Consider the following 14,575-nt stretch of genomic DNA (forward strand, 5'->3'; position numbering starts at 1 on the left):
ATGAGAATCCGGCGGATCGGAAAACGCATAGCGGCCCTCCTCATCTGTCTCCTCCTGGAGCTTTGGGGGCCCTGCTTTCTCCTGTCCTCCTATGCGGAGCTCAGCTGGCCCTCCGCCGATCTCACGGCGGTCTCCGCCGCTTTGATGGATGCGGATACGGGGGCGATGCTCTTTGAGAAGAACGGGGAGCAGCGGATGTACCCCGCGAGCATCACCAAGGTCATGACGGCCCTCGTCGTGCTGAAGCACGCAAATCTCGAGGATCAGGTCAGCTTCTCCCACGACGCGGTCTACAATGTGGATTACGGTTCCTCCAACGCGCAGATCGACGAGGGGGATGTGCTGACGGTCTCCGACTGCCTCCATGCCCTTCTCCTAAAGTCCGCGAATGAGGCGGCGAATGCCCTCGCGGAGCATGTGGCGGGCTCCCGTGAGAAGTTCGCGGAGATGATGAATGAGGAGGCCGCGGCGCTCGGCTGCAGCGGCACGCATTTTTCCAATCCATCCGGGCTGTTCTCGGAGGATCACTATACGACGGCACATGACATGGCCCTGATCGGGCAGGCGGCGTTTCGGGATAAGCGCTTTCTGGACATCGAGAAGGAGAAGAGCTATACCCTGAAGGGCTGCCGCAGGAATCCGGAGGGGATCACAATCTATATGGAGCACAAGATGCTCCTGCAAAACTCGCCCTATTATGATGAGAGAGTGGTGGCGGGAAAGACAGGCTTTACCAAGGACGCGGGAAATACTCTCTTAACGCTGGCGCAGTCGGGAAAGCGGCGTCTGATCGCGGTCGTGCTCGGAGACAAGACGCCGTATCACTACAGTGATACCCGTGCGCTCTTTGACCTTGGCTTCGGGCAGACGGAGAACCAGCCGCTCGCGGAGGGGATCTTCGATCGCTCCGCAGTCAGGGAGAAGCTTCTTAAGGATACGATCGTCGATGAGAACTGCAGGGACAGTGACCTCCATATCGAAGGGGAGCAGCTGGTCTCTCTTCCGGGGGGAGCCTCCCAGGAGGGGATGAGCTGGCAGCTGCAGTACAATATGCCAAAGAACGCCCCGGAGAAGGCCGTCGCGAGAATCCAATACTTTCTGGAGCAGCATCTCGTCGGGGAGTATTTCATCGAAAAGGATCCCTCCATTCGACTTCTCTTCGAGAATGCGCCCAGCAGCACGAAGGCCGCGGTTGCCGTCGTGACAATCAGCGGATTTTCCGTCCTGATCGGGGCGCTCGTCCTTCTCTTTGGGGGAGGGGCGGCGGTCACGGCGAAGGGAATTCATGATGATAGGAAGCTTTCCAAGCGGATGAAGGAGCGGAGAAGGCAGAGGCTTTCCGAGCTCAAGCTGTCAGAGGAAGAGTTTCGAAATCTTGTGGCAAGAAGAAAGGAAGAGAAGCGAAGAGGAGAGGGTTCCTCCGTCCGCCGGGCGGAGGAAGCTGCCCCGGGTGTTTTCTTCGGAGAAGAGAAGAATTCCGGCGGAGAGAGCGCGGGCAAAGCGGGAGGAGAAGCGGATGAGAGCGGATAGGGAGCGGAATGGGCGGCACAAAGGCAGAGCGGGCTTTTCCCTCTTCCTTCTCTTCCTCCTCTCCTCCCTCTTCCTTTCCTCCTGTAAGAAAGCGTCGGGAAGCGGCGGAAGGAAGAGCCTTCGGCTTGTGGTCTTCGAGGATCCCCGCTCGGAGGGAGGGCAGCAGGCGCTGGAAGCGATTCGCTACGCAAAGCTCTCCCGAGGGACGCTGAAGCTGGGCGGGGAGGAGTACGAGCTGGAGCTTTTGGAGAGAGATCCCAACGATCCGGCGGCGCTGCAGGAAATCCTTGAAAAAGAGAAGAGACCGGCGGCCTGCCTCGGCTGCTTCCGGACGAAGGAGACGCTTCTCCTTCGATCGGCGCTCTCGGAGCAGAAGATTCCGATGATAAACGGAAGCTCTCTCTGCTCCTATCTGACAAGGGAAGATCCCTGGCTTTTTCGGATCGCGGCCTCCTCCCTCCTGCAGGGTACGGCCATGGCCAATGAGGCCTATCGGAAGGGCTGCCGAAATGCTGCGATTCTCTCTCAGGAGGACGATCCGGACGCCGCCGCGCTTTCGGAATGCTTCCGGAGTGCTTTCCTGGAGCTCGGAGGAAAAATCGCGGCGGAAAGCTCCTTCGGGGAGGGGGAGATCACGGAGGACGGAGAGGAGCTGAAGAAGCTCTTAGGCTCCCTGCAGGATCAGAATCCGGACTTCGTTTACGCGCCCTCCTCCGAAAAAGCGGGGATAAGCATTTTAAAGGCCGCATCCTCCCTCTCACTCAGTGCCCCGATCGCGGCGGGGCCGTCCTGGGAGCTTCCCTCTATTCTCCAGGACGGGGAGGGAGCGGCGGAGGACTGCTTCTTTTCCCTGAGCTGCCCCCTTCCGGAGGAAAACGAGAAGGAGGAGGGGACAGAGCAAGGCGGAGAGGGAAGCGAAACGAAGGGGCAGGATGAGTCCGGGGAGAGGGAAACGGAGGCAGAGTCCGGGAGCTCGGCATCCGAGACCGCTTCCGAGACAGAGAAAGAGGCCGGTTCCGGGGAATCCGGGGCGGAAGCGGAGTCCGGCTCCGGGAAGTCCGAGACAGAGGCAGAGTCCGGCTCCGGGAAGTCCGAGACAGAGTCCGGGCGGAGGGAAACGATCCGCGGCTACCGGGAGTATCTGAGGGGCAAGGGCCTTTCCGATACCGTGACGGATACCGCGCTTCTCGCCTATGACAGCTATATGCTCTTCTGCGATGCAGCGGAAAAGGCAGGGAGCACGGAGCCGGAGAAGCTCAGAAGCGCGCTCTCCCATATCGACTATCATGGCTTAAGCGGAGAGATTCGCTTCGATAAGGAGAGAAACGCGCTTCGGGATCAGGTCTTCTTCGTCGGTGTGGAGCAGGGAGAATTTCGAAATATCGATTCGCTTCACTTCTAGGCAGGAAGCGCGGAATTTGACACGGATGATCCCGGGAAGGAGAAAGCTTTAGATGAGATTTACGAAGATGCAGGGCTGCGGCAATGACTACATCTATGTCGACTGCTTTTCGGAGAGGGTGGAGCGGCCGGAGGAGCTCGCCAGAGAGATTTCCGACCGGCACTTCGGAGTCGGGGGAGACGGGCTCATTCTGATCGAAAGAAGCGGGAGGGCAGATGCTTATATGCATATGTTCAATCAGGACGGTTCCGAGGGGAATATGTGCGGAAACGGCATTCGCTGCACCGCGAAGTATCTCTATGAGCACGGCCTCATCCCGAAGGAGAGGAGGGAGGTCCTGATCGATACGAAATCCGGGATACGGAAGCTTTCTCTCCTCCTTAAGGACGGGAAGGTGAGGGAGGTGACGGTGGATATGGGGGAGGCCAGGCTCACAAGCGAGCTTCCGGAGAGGATCACGGTCTCCGGTCTGCCGCTTTCCTTTATCGGGATCGATGTCGGAAATCCCCACGCAGTTTACTTCCTGGAGGACAATCCCGCGCTCAAAGAGAGGGGACTATCCGCTCTCGATCTCTCCCGCCTCGGGGAGGCCTTCGAGCGGCATGAGAGGTTTCCGGAGCGGGTAAATTCCGAGTTCATTGAGGTGCTGAGTCCTTCGGAGATTAATTTCCGGGTCTATGAAAGGGGCTCCGGGGAGACGTTCGCCTGCGGGACCGGCGCGACGGCGGCCGTCGCCGCGGGGATCCTGTCCGGAAAGCTCTCTGATGAGGTGAGGCTCCACCTTCTCGGGGGAGATCTTACGATCCGCTATGAGCGTTCCGACGGGCATTACTATATGACGGGTCCGGCCGAGGAGGTTTTCAGCGGCGAGTGGAAGAGATGAAAGAGACGCTCCGACGGGGCTTCGCGAAGATGCGGGGCTTCGCCGGGGCGTTTTTGCTAATGGAGGAGCCGCTCTTCCGTAAGAGCGATGCTTTATCGCCGTCTGCTCCGGTGAAAGGACAAAGCGGCAGGACAAAGTGGCAGGATAAGCGGCAGGATAAGCGGCAGGAAGAGCAAAAGGAAGAGCAAAAGGAAGAGCGGCGGAGAAGCAGAATTGGTATCAGGCCCCTTCCCCGTGCGGGGCGGGAGCTTTAAGATTTGGGAGGGAGGTCCAATGGATGCCTATCTTTTACTGGAGAACGGCGCGGAGTTTCACGGATGCTTTATCGGGCCGGAGAGGGAGCTCATATCGGAGATCGTGTTCAACACCTCGATGAGCGGTTATCTTGAGCTTGTGACAGATCCAAGCTACACAGGGCAGGCCGTGGTGCTGAGCTATCCTCTGATCGGGAACTACGGAGTCTGCCGGGAGGATATGGAGTCCGAAAGACCCCTCCTCTCCGCCCTCCTCGTCCGGGAGCTCTCGGAGCTTGAGAGCAACTGGCGCTCTGAGGGAAATCTCCGCGACTTCCTCATCCGATACGATATTCCGGGGATCAGCGGGCTGGACACGAGGGCTGTCATAAAGCAGCTCCGGGAGCACGGGACGATGAACGGACTCATCAGCGGGAGGCAGTATGAAGGAGAGGAGCGGGAGGCGCTTCTTCGAAGGATCCGGGACTACCGGGTGAGGGATGCGGTAAGGAGAGCGGGGAGGAAGGAGATCTCCGAGTATCCGCCCTCCGGGGACGGGGGAGCGTGGACAGCGGAGAGACCCCGCTTCCGTGTCGCGCTGTTTGACTTCGGGGCGAAGCAAAACATGATTCGCTCCCTTCAAAAACGAGGCTGCCATGTGACGCTCTACCCGCCCGCGACCCGTGCGGAAAGCATCCTTCGCCCCGCGCCGGACGGCATCCTTCTCTCGAACGGCCCGGGAGATCCCGCGGAGGAACGGGAGCTGATCGGGGAGGTCCGAAGGCTCTATGAGTCGGAGATCCCGATTTTTGCCATCTGCCTCGGCCATCAGCTCATGGCGCTGGCCGTCGGCGCGAAGACCTACCGGCTGAAGTACGGGCACCGGGGAGGCAATCAGCCCGTAAAGGATATTGAGAGCGGGAGAGTCTACATCAGCTCGCAGAACCATGGCTATGCGGTGGACGCCAAGAGCATGGATCCGGAGATCGCCGCAGAGCTTTTTCGGAATGTGAACGACGGGAGCAATGAGGGCTTCCGCTATCTGAGAAAGAGAATCCTGAGCGTTCAGTTTCATCCGGAGGCGTGCCCGGGGCCCGGAGATTCCGCTTTCCTTTTTGACCGCTTTATGGATATGATGGAGGCAGGGCATGAGAGATAAAAGCATCCGGAAGGTTCTTGTCATCGGATCGGGTCCGATCGTGATCGGCCAGGCGGCGGAATTTGATTACGCCGGCACGCAGGCCTGCCGCTCGCTCCGGGAGGAGGGAGTGGAGGTCGTTTTGCTGAACTCGAATCCCGCGACAATCATGACGGACCGTGAGATCGCGGACCATGTCTATATCGAGCCGCTGTGCACGGAGGTTGTGGAGAAGCTCATCGAGAGGGAGAGACCGGATTCTATCCTTCCGACTCTCGGGGGACAGGCCGGGCTTAATCTCGCGGTCGCCCTGTCGGAGTCCGGCTTCCTGGAAGCCCATTCCGTCCGCCTGATCGGCACGACAGAGCTCACGATCCGAAAGGCGGAGGACAGACTGCTCTTTAAGGAGACGATGGAGAGGATCGGGGAGCCGGTCGCTCCCTCAAGAATCGTCCGCTCCGTCTCGGAGGGGCTCCTTGCGGCGGAAGAGATCGGCTATCCCGTCGTCCTCCGCCCGGCCTATACCCTGGGGGGCTCCGGGGGAGGCATCGCGCAGGAGAGGGAGCAGTGCAGGGAGATCCTGGAAAACGGTCTTCGCCTCTCCAGAGTCCATGAGGTTTTGGTGGAGCAGAGCATCGCGGGCTGGAAGGAGATCGAGTACGAGCTCATGCGGGACAGTGCGGGAAACGCGGTCAGCATCTGCAATATGGAAAATCTCGACCCGGTCGGCGTGCACACCGGGGATTCCATCGTCTGCGCCCCCTCTCAGACCCTTTCGGACCGGGAATACCAGCTTTTGAGGAGCTCCGCCCTCCGCATCGTCACAGAGCTTGGAATCACGGGCGGCTGCAATGTCCAGTTCGCCCTGGATCCGGAGAGCTTTCGCTACTTTGTGATCGAGGTCAATCCCCGCGTCTCCCGTTCCTCTGCGCTCGCCTCGAAGGCGACGGGCTATCCCATCGCGAGGGTATCGGCGAAGCTCGCGCTCGGCTACACGCTGGATGAGATCAGAAATGAGGTCACGGGAGTGGGCTACGCCTCCTTTGAGCCGGCCCTGGACTACTGTGTCGTAAAGATGCCGAGACTCCCCTTCGACAAGTTCCGGACGGCGGAGCATCTTCTCGGGACCCAGATGAAGGCGACGGGAGAGGTCATGGCGATCGCGCAGTGCTTTGAGGCGGGGCTTATGAAGGCGATCCGCTCCCTGGAGCAGCATCTTTCGGGCCTTCGCTCCCATGACTACAGCGCGCTGGATGAGTATGAGCTCGGGGAGCTCCTTTTAAGAGTCGATGAGAGGAGGATCTTCGTCTGCGCAGAGGCGATCCGCCGGGGCATGAGGCTTGAGAGGATCCATGAACTCACGGGGATCGATCTATGGTTCCTCGGAAAGCTCAGGAGACTCACAGAGATGGAGGAGAGACTGCTCGGGGAGGAGCTCTCGGGGGCGCTTCTCCTGGAGGCCAAGCGCCTGGGCTTTCCGGACAGCGTGATCGCGGAGCTTTGCGGGAAGAGTGAGGGAGAGATCCTTGATATGCGGAGGAAGCTCGGGATCCTGGCCTCCTTTCAGATGGTGGATACCTGCGCAGCCGAGTTTTCGGCGAAGACGCCGTATTACTATTCTGTCTATGGCTCACAGGATGAAGCGGGACGGGAGGGCCGGGACCGGGCGGAGAAGAAAAGGGTCCTGATCCTCGGCTCCGGTCCCATACGGATCGGGCAGGGGATTGAGTTCGACTATTGCTCGGTCCACTGCAGCTTCGCGTTCTCCAGGGAGGGCTGGGAGACCATCATCGTAAACAATAATCCGGAAACCGTCTCCACGGATTTCGATATCTCGGACAGGCTCTACTTTGAACCGCTCTGCCCCGAGGATCTCCGAAATATCGTAGAGCTGGAGAAGCCGGACGCCGCGGTCGTCCAGTTCGGCGGGCAGACTGCGATTTCTCTGACGGGCGCTCTGAGGGAGATGGGAGTCCCTATACTCGGGACCTCTCCGGAGGATGTAGACCGGGCCGAGGACCGCGAGCTCTTCGATGAGATTCTCGAGAAAAACGGGATCCGGCGCCCGGAGGGGAGGAGCGTCCGCACGATGGAGGAGGCAAAGCATGCCGCTTCCGAGCTCGGTTATCCTGTCCTGCTCCGCCCCTCCTATGTCCTGGGAGGACAGGGGATGCGGATCGCGATCTCCGACTCTGACCTTGAGGAATATATGCTCGCCATTGATGAAAGCGCGAAGGAGCATCCGATCCTCATAGATAAATACGTACGGGGGAAGGAGCTGGAGGTGGATGCGATCTATGACGGGAGCGAGATCCTGATCCCGGGCATCATGGAGCACATCGAGCGAAGCGGAATCCACTCCGGGGATTCCATCTCCGTCTATCCACCCCGCGGCCTTCGCCCCCTCGCGAGGAAGCGTCTCCTGGAGGCGACGGAGAAGCTTGCCAGGGCTCTTTGCGTGCGGGGGCTCATCAATATTCAGTTCATCGCGAGAGAGGATGAGATCTACGTCATAGAGGTGAACCCCCGCTCCTCCAGGACGGTTCCCTACCTCTCCAAGGTCACGGGGATCCCGATCGTCTCGATCGCGGCGCGGATTCTCTGCGGGCACAGTCTGCATGAGCAGGGATATAGGCCGGGGCTTTTCCCGGAGACAGGCTATTACGCGGTCAAGATGCCGGTCTTTTCCTTTGAGAAGCTGCGGGGAGCGGATATCGCGCTCGGACCGGAGATGAAGTCGACCGGGGAGTGTCTCGGCATCGCAAAAGACTTCCATGAGGCCCTGTACAAGGCCTTCCGCGGGGCGGGGGTCCGGCTCCCGAAGCATAAAAATATGGTGATCACAGTGCGGGATGAGGATAAGGAAGAGATCCTCCCGATCGCAGGGCGCTTCGCCGCTCTGGGCTACCGCATCTTTGCGACGAGGGGAAGCTGGAAGGCTCTGAGAAAGGGGGGGATCGACTGCCATATGGTCCGGAAGCTGGAGCAGGAATCCCCGAATATCCTGGACCTTGTGCTCGGTCACGAGCTCGATCTCATCATTGACACCCCGGGAGATGGGGCCGGGGCATCCCGGGACGGCTTCGAGATCCGGAGAAATGCTGTGGAGACGGGGGTCTATGTTCTGACGGCGATCGATACCGCCCGGGCACTGGCAGAGGCTCTGGAGAGCAGGATCGAAGAGCTGAGCCTTGTGGATATCGCTTCATTCTGAGGAGGAGAGATGGACAGAAAAAGAATCGTTGTCGCGCTCGGACACAGGGATCTCGGGGGCACGCTGCCGGAACAGCTTCTCAAGGTGCGGGAGAGCGCGAAGATGCTCGCGGAGCTCTCCGGAAGAGGATATGCGCTTGCGGTCGTATTCTCAAATTCCCCGCAGCTTGGACTCATCCATACGGCGATGAAGGAGCTTCGGCGCAGTGATCCGGAGCGCTATTGCCCTACGCCGCTCTCCGTCTGCTCCGCGATGAGTCAGGGCTTCATCGGCTATGATATTCAAAATGCCCTTCGCGCGGAGCTTTGGAGGAGGGGATCCGCGAGGCCTGTCTGCACCGTTCTCACGCAGACGAGGGTCGATCCCTACGACGAAAGCTTCTATCACCCGGGAAAGCTGGTCGGAAAGAGGCTCTCCCGGGAGGAGGCAGAGGAAGAGGAGGAGAGAGGCAATGAGGTCAGGGCGCTCCCGGACGGTTCCTTCCAGAGGCTTGTTCCCTCCCCGAAGCCCCGGGAGATCATCGAGCTCGATGCGGTGAGGGCACTTCTCGACGCGGGACAGATCGTCATTTCGGCCGGGGGAGGCGGCATCCCCGTCATGCCGCAGGGAGCGGGACTCCGGGGCGCGGCGGCCCTTATAGAGAAGGATCTTGCGGCCTCGCTCCTTGCGAGAGAGCTGGACGCGGAGCTTCTCCTTTTCTCCACCGGAGTGCCGGAGCTCTTTCTCCATTACGGTACGGAGAAGGAGGAAGGGCTTCGCCGCCTGGACAGTGCGACGGCCCGCCGCTTCCTCTCCGCCGGAGAATTCGGAGAGGGATCCATGGGGCCGAAGGTTGAGGCCGCGATCGAATTTACAGAATCCGGGGAGGGGAGAAGAGCAATTATCTGTCAGAGAGAAAATGCATTAAAAGCGCTGGAGGGACTTGCCGGAACGACGATCCTTTGGGAAAAGCCCGTGGAGCAAAAGGCGGAGACGAGGTGAAGCGGGAGAGAGCATAGACAAGAGCGCAGATAAAGTGAAGACGGAGAGAGTATAGGCCAAAGAGCGCGGACAAAGTGAGGCGGGAGGGAGCATAGGCCGAAAGAGTGCGGTGAAGTGAGGCGGAAGCGGCGGGAAAGCTTCTATAAGGGGAAAAATATGCTATACTAAGCATGCGGAAGGATAAGAATACTGCGACGGGAGCTGCACGTGCGGGAAGGCGGATCATGGGCGCGGGCCCGATCAAATACTGCCTCCGCGGAAGGCCGCATTTTTGAGGTCGGAAGAAAGGATGGGAAGAGAATGGATGTAAAGGCATTGCTGAATAAAGAAGTCCCGCTCCTCATTACAGACAGCGCGGGAAAGGAGCTCGGGATTCAGGAGGAGAACAGACCGCGCTTTCGCTTGATGGATGCGATTGATGTGCTCGGAAAGCGGGAGCCGAGGGATAAGACCAGGAGCTGGTGCGACACGCAGCTTCGGAATGTTCTGGCCGCCCGCTATAAGAGGGAGGGGAGAGAGGATATCCTGAAGCGTTATCTCCTGTCGGACTCCGCTTTCAGATTGAGTTTCGAGCCGGTCTATGAGAGCCTCTGGGCGCTGGACATCCTTCGCTATAAGGATTCCGAGGCCGTGACCATCCTTGAGCTCAGGGAGACGGGAAGACAGATTTTCAGAGACCGTATCCTGAAAAGACTGGAGGAGATGCCGGGCTAGGAGAGGGCTTTCCCCTTCCCCGCCCGCTGCCTGCTCCGGCTCACAGCTCCTTCAAAAAGGCGGAAAAAGCCGAGGGGATCGAGAGCTTCTTCTCGATCTCCTCATTTTCGTAGAAGATTAAGCTGTCCTGCTCCGGGGAAAGCTCATCGAGTCGGATCTCATAGCCGATCATATCCCATTCACGGTGTGTAAAAATATGTCTTGCCGCCGGAAGACTTCGGATATGAAGAGGCCGGAGGCCGAGCTCCTTCATAGAGGAGAGCGCCTCCTCTTCGGAGAGATGCCCCTTCAGGTTCGGGAATTCATAGAGCCCCGCGAGGAGTCCCCTCCCGGGGCGCCGCCGAAGAGCACTTTTTCCGCCCCTTCGGAGGAGGAAAACGGTGAGCTTTTCGATCTTTCTCGGCTTTTTCTCCTCCCGGACGGGAAAGTCCTCCTCCCGGGAGAGCCTATGGGCAGCACAAAGCCGGTTCAGGGGGCAGAGGGCGCAGCGCGGCGTGCCGTTTGGCAGGCAGACGGAGGAGCCGAGATCCATCAGGGCCTGGTTGAAGTTTCCGGGATCCGAAAAATCCTTGCTGTCATGCAGGAAGCCATAGCGTGCCCGGGCCTCTGAGACGAGCTCCTTTGCCGGGGAATCCGGCATTCTCTCCAGAAAATAGAGCCGCGCCCTTTCCTTCGCCGCGCTGCTTTTCATAGAACTCCCGCAGGCTGTGAGACGTGAAAATATCCGGAGCAGATTCCCGTCGACCGCCGGGATCCTCTCCTTAAAGGCGATGGATGCGATGGCAGCGGCGGTATAGTCCCCGATTCCCGGAATCCTCCGGAGCTCCTCCGCGCTTTCCGGCAGCTTTCCGCCGTATTGGGAAACGAGAAGCCTCGCACCCTTTTGGAGATTTCTGGCTCTCGAATAGTAGCCAAGCCCCTCCCAGAGCTTCAGCACGAGCTCCTCCTCCGCGGCCGCAAGGGCGGGGATATCCGGAAGAGAGCTGAGGAAGCGCCGGTAATATCCCTTTACGGCCTCCACTCTGGTCTGCTGGAGCATGACCTCCGAGAGCCAGACATGGTAGGGACTGGGCTCCTCTCTCCACGGAAGATCCCGGCCGTGGAGGGAAAACCAGCGGAGAAGGAGGGAAGAGAAGATATCCTTTCCGATCTCTTCTCCGCTTCCCGCCTCTCCCTCTTTAAAAAACCCGCTGCTCTTTTCCGGCAAGCTCTTCTCCCCCTCTTTCTGAGGGACAGTAAAGGCTGTACTCTCCTTCATTCCTCTCCGTTCCAGCAATAAGTGCAGAGTTTCTCCGCCGGGATTCCGACTGCGGCGAGCGTATCGTCCAGGCGGTTATAGCGAAGGCTCGTAAAATGCATTTTCTCGCAGATCCTTTTCTGCATCATCCGGAAGCGCTCGCTGTCCGGATTCGCATAGTCCTTCAGGACGCTCTCCTCTGCCGCATCTCCCTCCTCCTCACGGATCACCCGTCTTGCGATCATCTCAAGCTCAGAGCCGGAGCGGGAGAAGCCCAGGTATTTGCAGCCGAAGAGGAGAGGCGGACAGGCGGGGCGGGCGTGGATCTCCCTCGCCCCGGTCTCAAACAGATACTGCCCCGTCTCCCGGAGTTGGGTGCCGCGGACGATGGAGTCGTCGATCAGAAGGATGCGCCTCCCCTCGATGAGATCCTTCACCGGGATGAGCTTCATCCTCGCGATGAGCTCCCGCTTTTTCTGAGTGGGAGGCATGAAGGAGCGGGGCCAGGTGGGAGTGTACTTTATCAGGGGGCGGGAGAAGGGAATGCCGGAGGCGTTGGCGTAGCCGATCGCATGCGCTGTCCCGGAGTCCGGGACGCCGGCGACGATGTCTGCGTCCTCCCGGCTCATTCTGTCCCGCTTCGCCAGCATGGCCCCGCAGCGGCAGCGCATCGCCTCGACAGAGACCCCCTCATATTTTGAGGAGGGGTAGCCGTAGTAGATCCAGAGAAAGCTGCATATTTTCATCCTTTTCCCCGGCTTTGCGAGAACGGTGACGCCCTCCGGCGTTATGACGGAAATCTCCCCCGGACCCATCTCCCGGTAGTCCCGGTAGCCGAGATTCAAATAGGCGAAGGACTCGAAGGAGGCGCAGAAGCCCTCCTTCTTCCGGCCGAGGATGACAGGTGTCCGGCCGTATAAGTCCCTCGCCGCATAGATGCCCTTTTTCGTGAGGATGAGAATCGACATGGAGCCGTCGATCCTCTCCTGCGCATAGCGTATCCCCTCCACGAGATGATCCCTTTGATTGATGAGGGCCGCTACGAGCTCCGTCTGATTGATCTCTCCGCTTGTCATCTCGAAGAAGTGCAGGCGGTTTTCCCGGCAGATCTCCCGGAGGAGCTCCTCCTGATTATTGATCTTTCCGATGGCCGCGATGGCGTAGCTCCCATGCTGGGAGCGGAGAAGGAGAGGCTGGGGATCATAGTCGGAGATGCAGCCGATCCCGAGATTTCCCCTCATCTCGTTCAGCTCCGCGGAAAATTTCGTCCGGAAGGGAGAATTTCCGATATCATGGATCGAGCGACAGAAGCCGTCCTTCCTGTCAAAGGCCGCGAGACCGCCCCGCCTGGTGCCAAGATGAGAATGATAATCCGTCCCGAAGAAAAGATCGAAGATACAGTCTTCCTTCAGCGCCGCCGCAAAAAAACCGCCCATGAGCTCTCCTTTCCCGTTATGCTTAGCCCGGGCCTAATCATAGCATAATTTACGGATTTTTACAGCGGAAGGCATTTCGCATTCTCCGCGCCATATCCGCCGTTTTATTCGCCTTTGGTCCTTCCGGGGCTTTTTCAGGAGGAGGCGGAGAGGAAGATCTCCAGTCCGATCAGAATGAGGATCAGGCCTCCGAGGACGGAGGAGCCCCGGGAGAGGGCGGTCCCGAATTTCCGCCCGACCCGGATTCCGAAGGAGCATAAGAGATAGGTGATGGCGGAGATGATGAGAGAGGAGAGAAGGGCGGAGCCTATGCTGTAGGCTGCGGAGGTGAAGCCGACGGAGAGCGCATCGATAGAGGTGGCGATGCCCTGTAATATGAGCTCGCTTCCGCTCAGCTTTTCCGCGGCATCTGCCTCCTCCGACCTCGGGAGAAAGGCTCCAAGGAGCGTTTTTCCGCCCAGATAGAGGAGCAGGGAAAGGGCGATCCATGGGATCAGCCTCTGAAAGGAGAGGAAGATCCCCGCGACGCTCCGGACGAAAAGCCAGCCGAGAAGGGGCATGAGAAACTGGAAGAAGGCGTAGACTGCGGCCACGGTGTTCATCCTCCTTGCGGACATCCCGGGTTCGTTCATACCGTTTGCCAGAGAAACGGAGAAGGCGTCTGCGCTGAGGCCCGCCCCGAGGGCTGCGCTGTTTAGTAAAAATAAAGGCTCCATGGAATTGAATTCTCCCGATAATAAAAACAGGTACAGCGGCTGCCGTACCTGTTTCGAAATCCTGTTTTTCTTCGATTCATGTACAGCATAGGTGTACATGAGTCTCGCATTTTAAAGCAAGCCAGGCCATCCAGCCAGTATGTTGACTTGCTGCGCAGCGCGTATGCTACTCCCTCACAACAGGGACATTCTGGCATGGAGCTGCTTGGTTAGTCAAGAATAACATCTTCGACTCCTCGTTCCAGACTCCATTTCTTCAGAAAGATGACTTCCTCAAACCCATAGAGATCTGTCCGGGGCGGGAGCAGGGGCTTGAATTTCCCATTCCGGAGGATAAAAGGAGTTTTGAAATGTCCCTGAAGGATGCAGGTATTTTTGTGATGCGTAATTCGGTATTTATTGTAAAAATTGGACTCGTATTCTTTGAAAAATTGAACGGAGAGATACAGATCCTCCTTCCCATAGGAGGGATCTCCAATTCCTGTCGAGACCTCTGCCAGTCTTCCGTCATCGAGACGGAGGTAAAATAACTGCCGATCCAGATCCCTTTTTTGTTCGGATGCTGAGGCATAGATAAAACCTGAATTATTCACGGCGATTAGTTTTACCGCAACTCGCCCGAAAGTTATGTGAACTCTGACATCTGAATACAGAAATGGACATCTGGCCACCGCAAAGGGTACAGTATTCCCTTTGCAGCGATTCTGACGTTTCATTCAGATGAAAAAGTTCATTTTCGCAGCAAGGCTGCACGCTACTGTTGCTATTCCAGCTGTGGATTGGCCTGCAGTTTCCTGATATTGGCGAGAGTCTCGAAGAACTCCTGCTGATAAGGGCAGCTGCTGCACAGCTTGAATGTTATATATCTTGCTGAGTGGACCACCCTTGCGGCGATCTTCAGCAGTTTCAATCGAATTGTGTCCACCCTCTGCTTACGCATAGATATGGGGAGTGCAATCCGGCGGAACCAGTTGAACAGGTTGTATGCCAACGCATGAATCTGTACCCGGTTGGCATTGACGGTCATTGATTTACCGCTGACTGCGGCGAAATCAAAACTGTTGTGATATACTATAGTTGTAACAGGAGTG

12 protein-coding genes are annotated in these 14,575 nt (G+C 58.4%); 7 read left to right on the forward strand and 5 right to left on the reverse strand.

The window, feature by feature from the left end; genetic code table 11:
• The 7 genes from HMPREF1986_RS00095 to HMPREF1986_RS00130 all read left to right on the forward strand — a co-directional run bounded on the left by HMPREF1986_RS00095 (position 1) and on the right by HMPREF1986_RS00130 (position 10,095).
• Positions 1–1,530, forward strand: coding sequence for a D-alanyl-D-alanine carboxypeptidase family protein (locus HMPREF1986_RS00095; RefSeq protein WP_021772662.1), 1,530 nt, complete (start codon positions 1–3; stop codon positions 1,528–1,530).
• Complete coding sequence (locus HMPREF1986_RS00100; protein ID WP_021772663.1) at positions 1,517–2,932, forward strand: ABC transporter substrate-binding protein; 1,416 nt, start codon at positions 1,517–1,519, stop codon at positions 2,930–2,932. Before HMPREF1986_RS00095 ends, HMPREF1986_RS00100 begins: the two co-directional genes overlap by 14 nt.
• A gap of 52 nt (positions 2,933–2,984) precedes the next feature.
• Positions 2,985–3,815 (forward strand): diaminopimelate epimerase, encoded by an 831-nt coding sequence (gene dapF / locus HMPREF1986_RS00105; protein ID WP_021772664.1) that lies wholly within the window; start codon positions 2,985–2,987, stop codon positions 3,813–3,815.
• A gap of 273 nt (positions 3,816–4,088) precedes the next feature.
• Entirely contained in the window at positions 4,089–5,207 is a 1,119-nt protein-coding gene (locus tag HMPREF1986_RS00115; RefSeq protein WP_021772666.1) for a carbamoyl phosphate synthase small subunit, read from the forward strand.
• Complete coding sequence (carB, locus tag HMPREF1986_RS00120) at positions 5,197–8,400, forward strand: carbamoyl-phosphate synthase large subunit (protein ID WP_021772667.1); 3,204 nt, start codon at positions 5,197–5,199, stop codon at positions 8,398–8,400. The genes HMPREF1986_RS00115 and carB overlap by 11 nt, the downstream gene beginning before the upstream one ends.
• 9 nt (positions 8,401–8,409) lie before the next feature.
• Complete coding sequence (locus tag HMPREF1986_RS00125; protein ID WP_021772668.1) at positions 8,410–9,381, forward strand: amino acid kinase family protein; 972 nt, start codon at positions 8,410–8,412, stop codon at positions 9,379–9,381.
• Between the two features lie 300 nt (positions 9,382–9,681).
• Positions 9,682–10,095 carry a hypothetical protein gene (locus HMPREF1986_RS00130; RefSeq protein ID WP_009215569.1) on the forward strand — a complete coding sequence of 138 codons (414 nt, stop codon included), beginning with the start codon at positions 9,682–9,684 and terminating at the stop codon, positions 10,093–10,095.
• Between the two features lie 40 nt (positions 10,096–10,135).
• Here HMPREF1986_RS00130 and HMPREF1986_RS00135 read toward each other — a convergent pair whose 3' ends face one another.
• The 5 genes from HMPREF1986_RS00135 to HMPREF1986_RS00155 all read right to left on the reverse strand — a co-directional run.
• Positions 10,136–11,353 carry an A/G-specific adenine glycosylase gene (locus HMPREF1986_RS00135; protein ID WP_021772669.1) on the reverse strand — a complete coding sequence of 406 codons (1,218 nt, stop codon included), beginning with the start codon at positions 11,351–11,353 and terminating at the stop codon, positions 10,136–10,138.
• On the reverse strand, positions 11,350–12,768 hold the full coding sequence (locus tag HMPREF1986_RS00140; protein ID WP_021772670.1) for an amidophosphoribosyltransferase: 1,419 nt from the start codon (positions 12,766–12,768) through the stop codon (positions 11,350–11,352). Before HMPREF1986_RS00140 ends, HMPREF1986_RS00135 begins: the two co-directional genes overlap by 4 nt.
• Positions 12,769–12,902: 134 nt before the next feature.
• Entirely contained in the window at positions 12,903–13,484 is a 582-nt protein-coding gene (locus HMPREF1986_RS00145) for a manganese efflux pump MntP (RefSeq protein WP_036598508.1), read from the reverse strand.
• A gap of 209 nt (positions 13,485–13,693) precedes the next feature.
• Positions 13,694–14,200: a hypothetical protein gene (locus tag HMPREF1986_RS00150; RefSeq protein WP_021772672.1), complete on the reverse strand. Its 507-nt coding sequence runs from the start codon at positions 14,198–14,200 to the stop codon at positions 13,694–13,696.
• 47 nt (positions 14,201–14,247) lie between these two features.
• A partial coding sequence (locus HMPREF1986_RS00155; RefSeq protein ID WP_021772673.1) for a transposase occupies positions 14,248–14,575 on the reverse strand: 328 nt, incomplete at its 5' end.

This window comes from Oribacterium sp. oral taxon 078 str. F0263, assembly GCF_000469565.1.
Classification (GTDB): Bacteria; Bacillota; Clostridia; order Lachnospirales; family Lachnospiraceae; genus Oribacterium.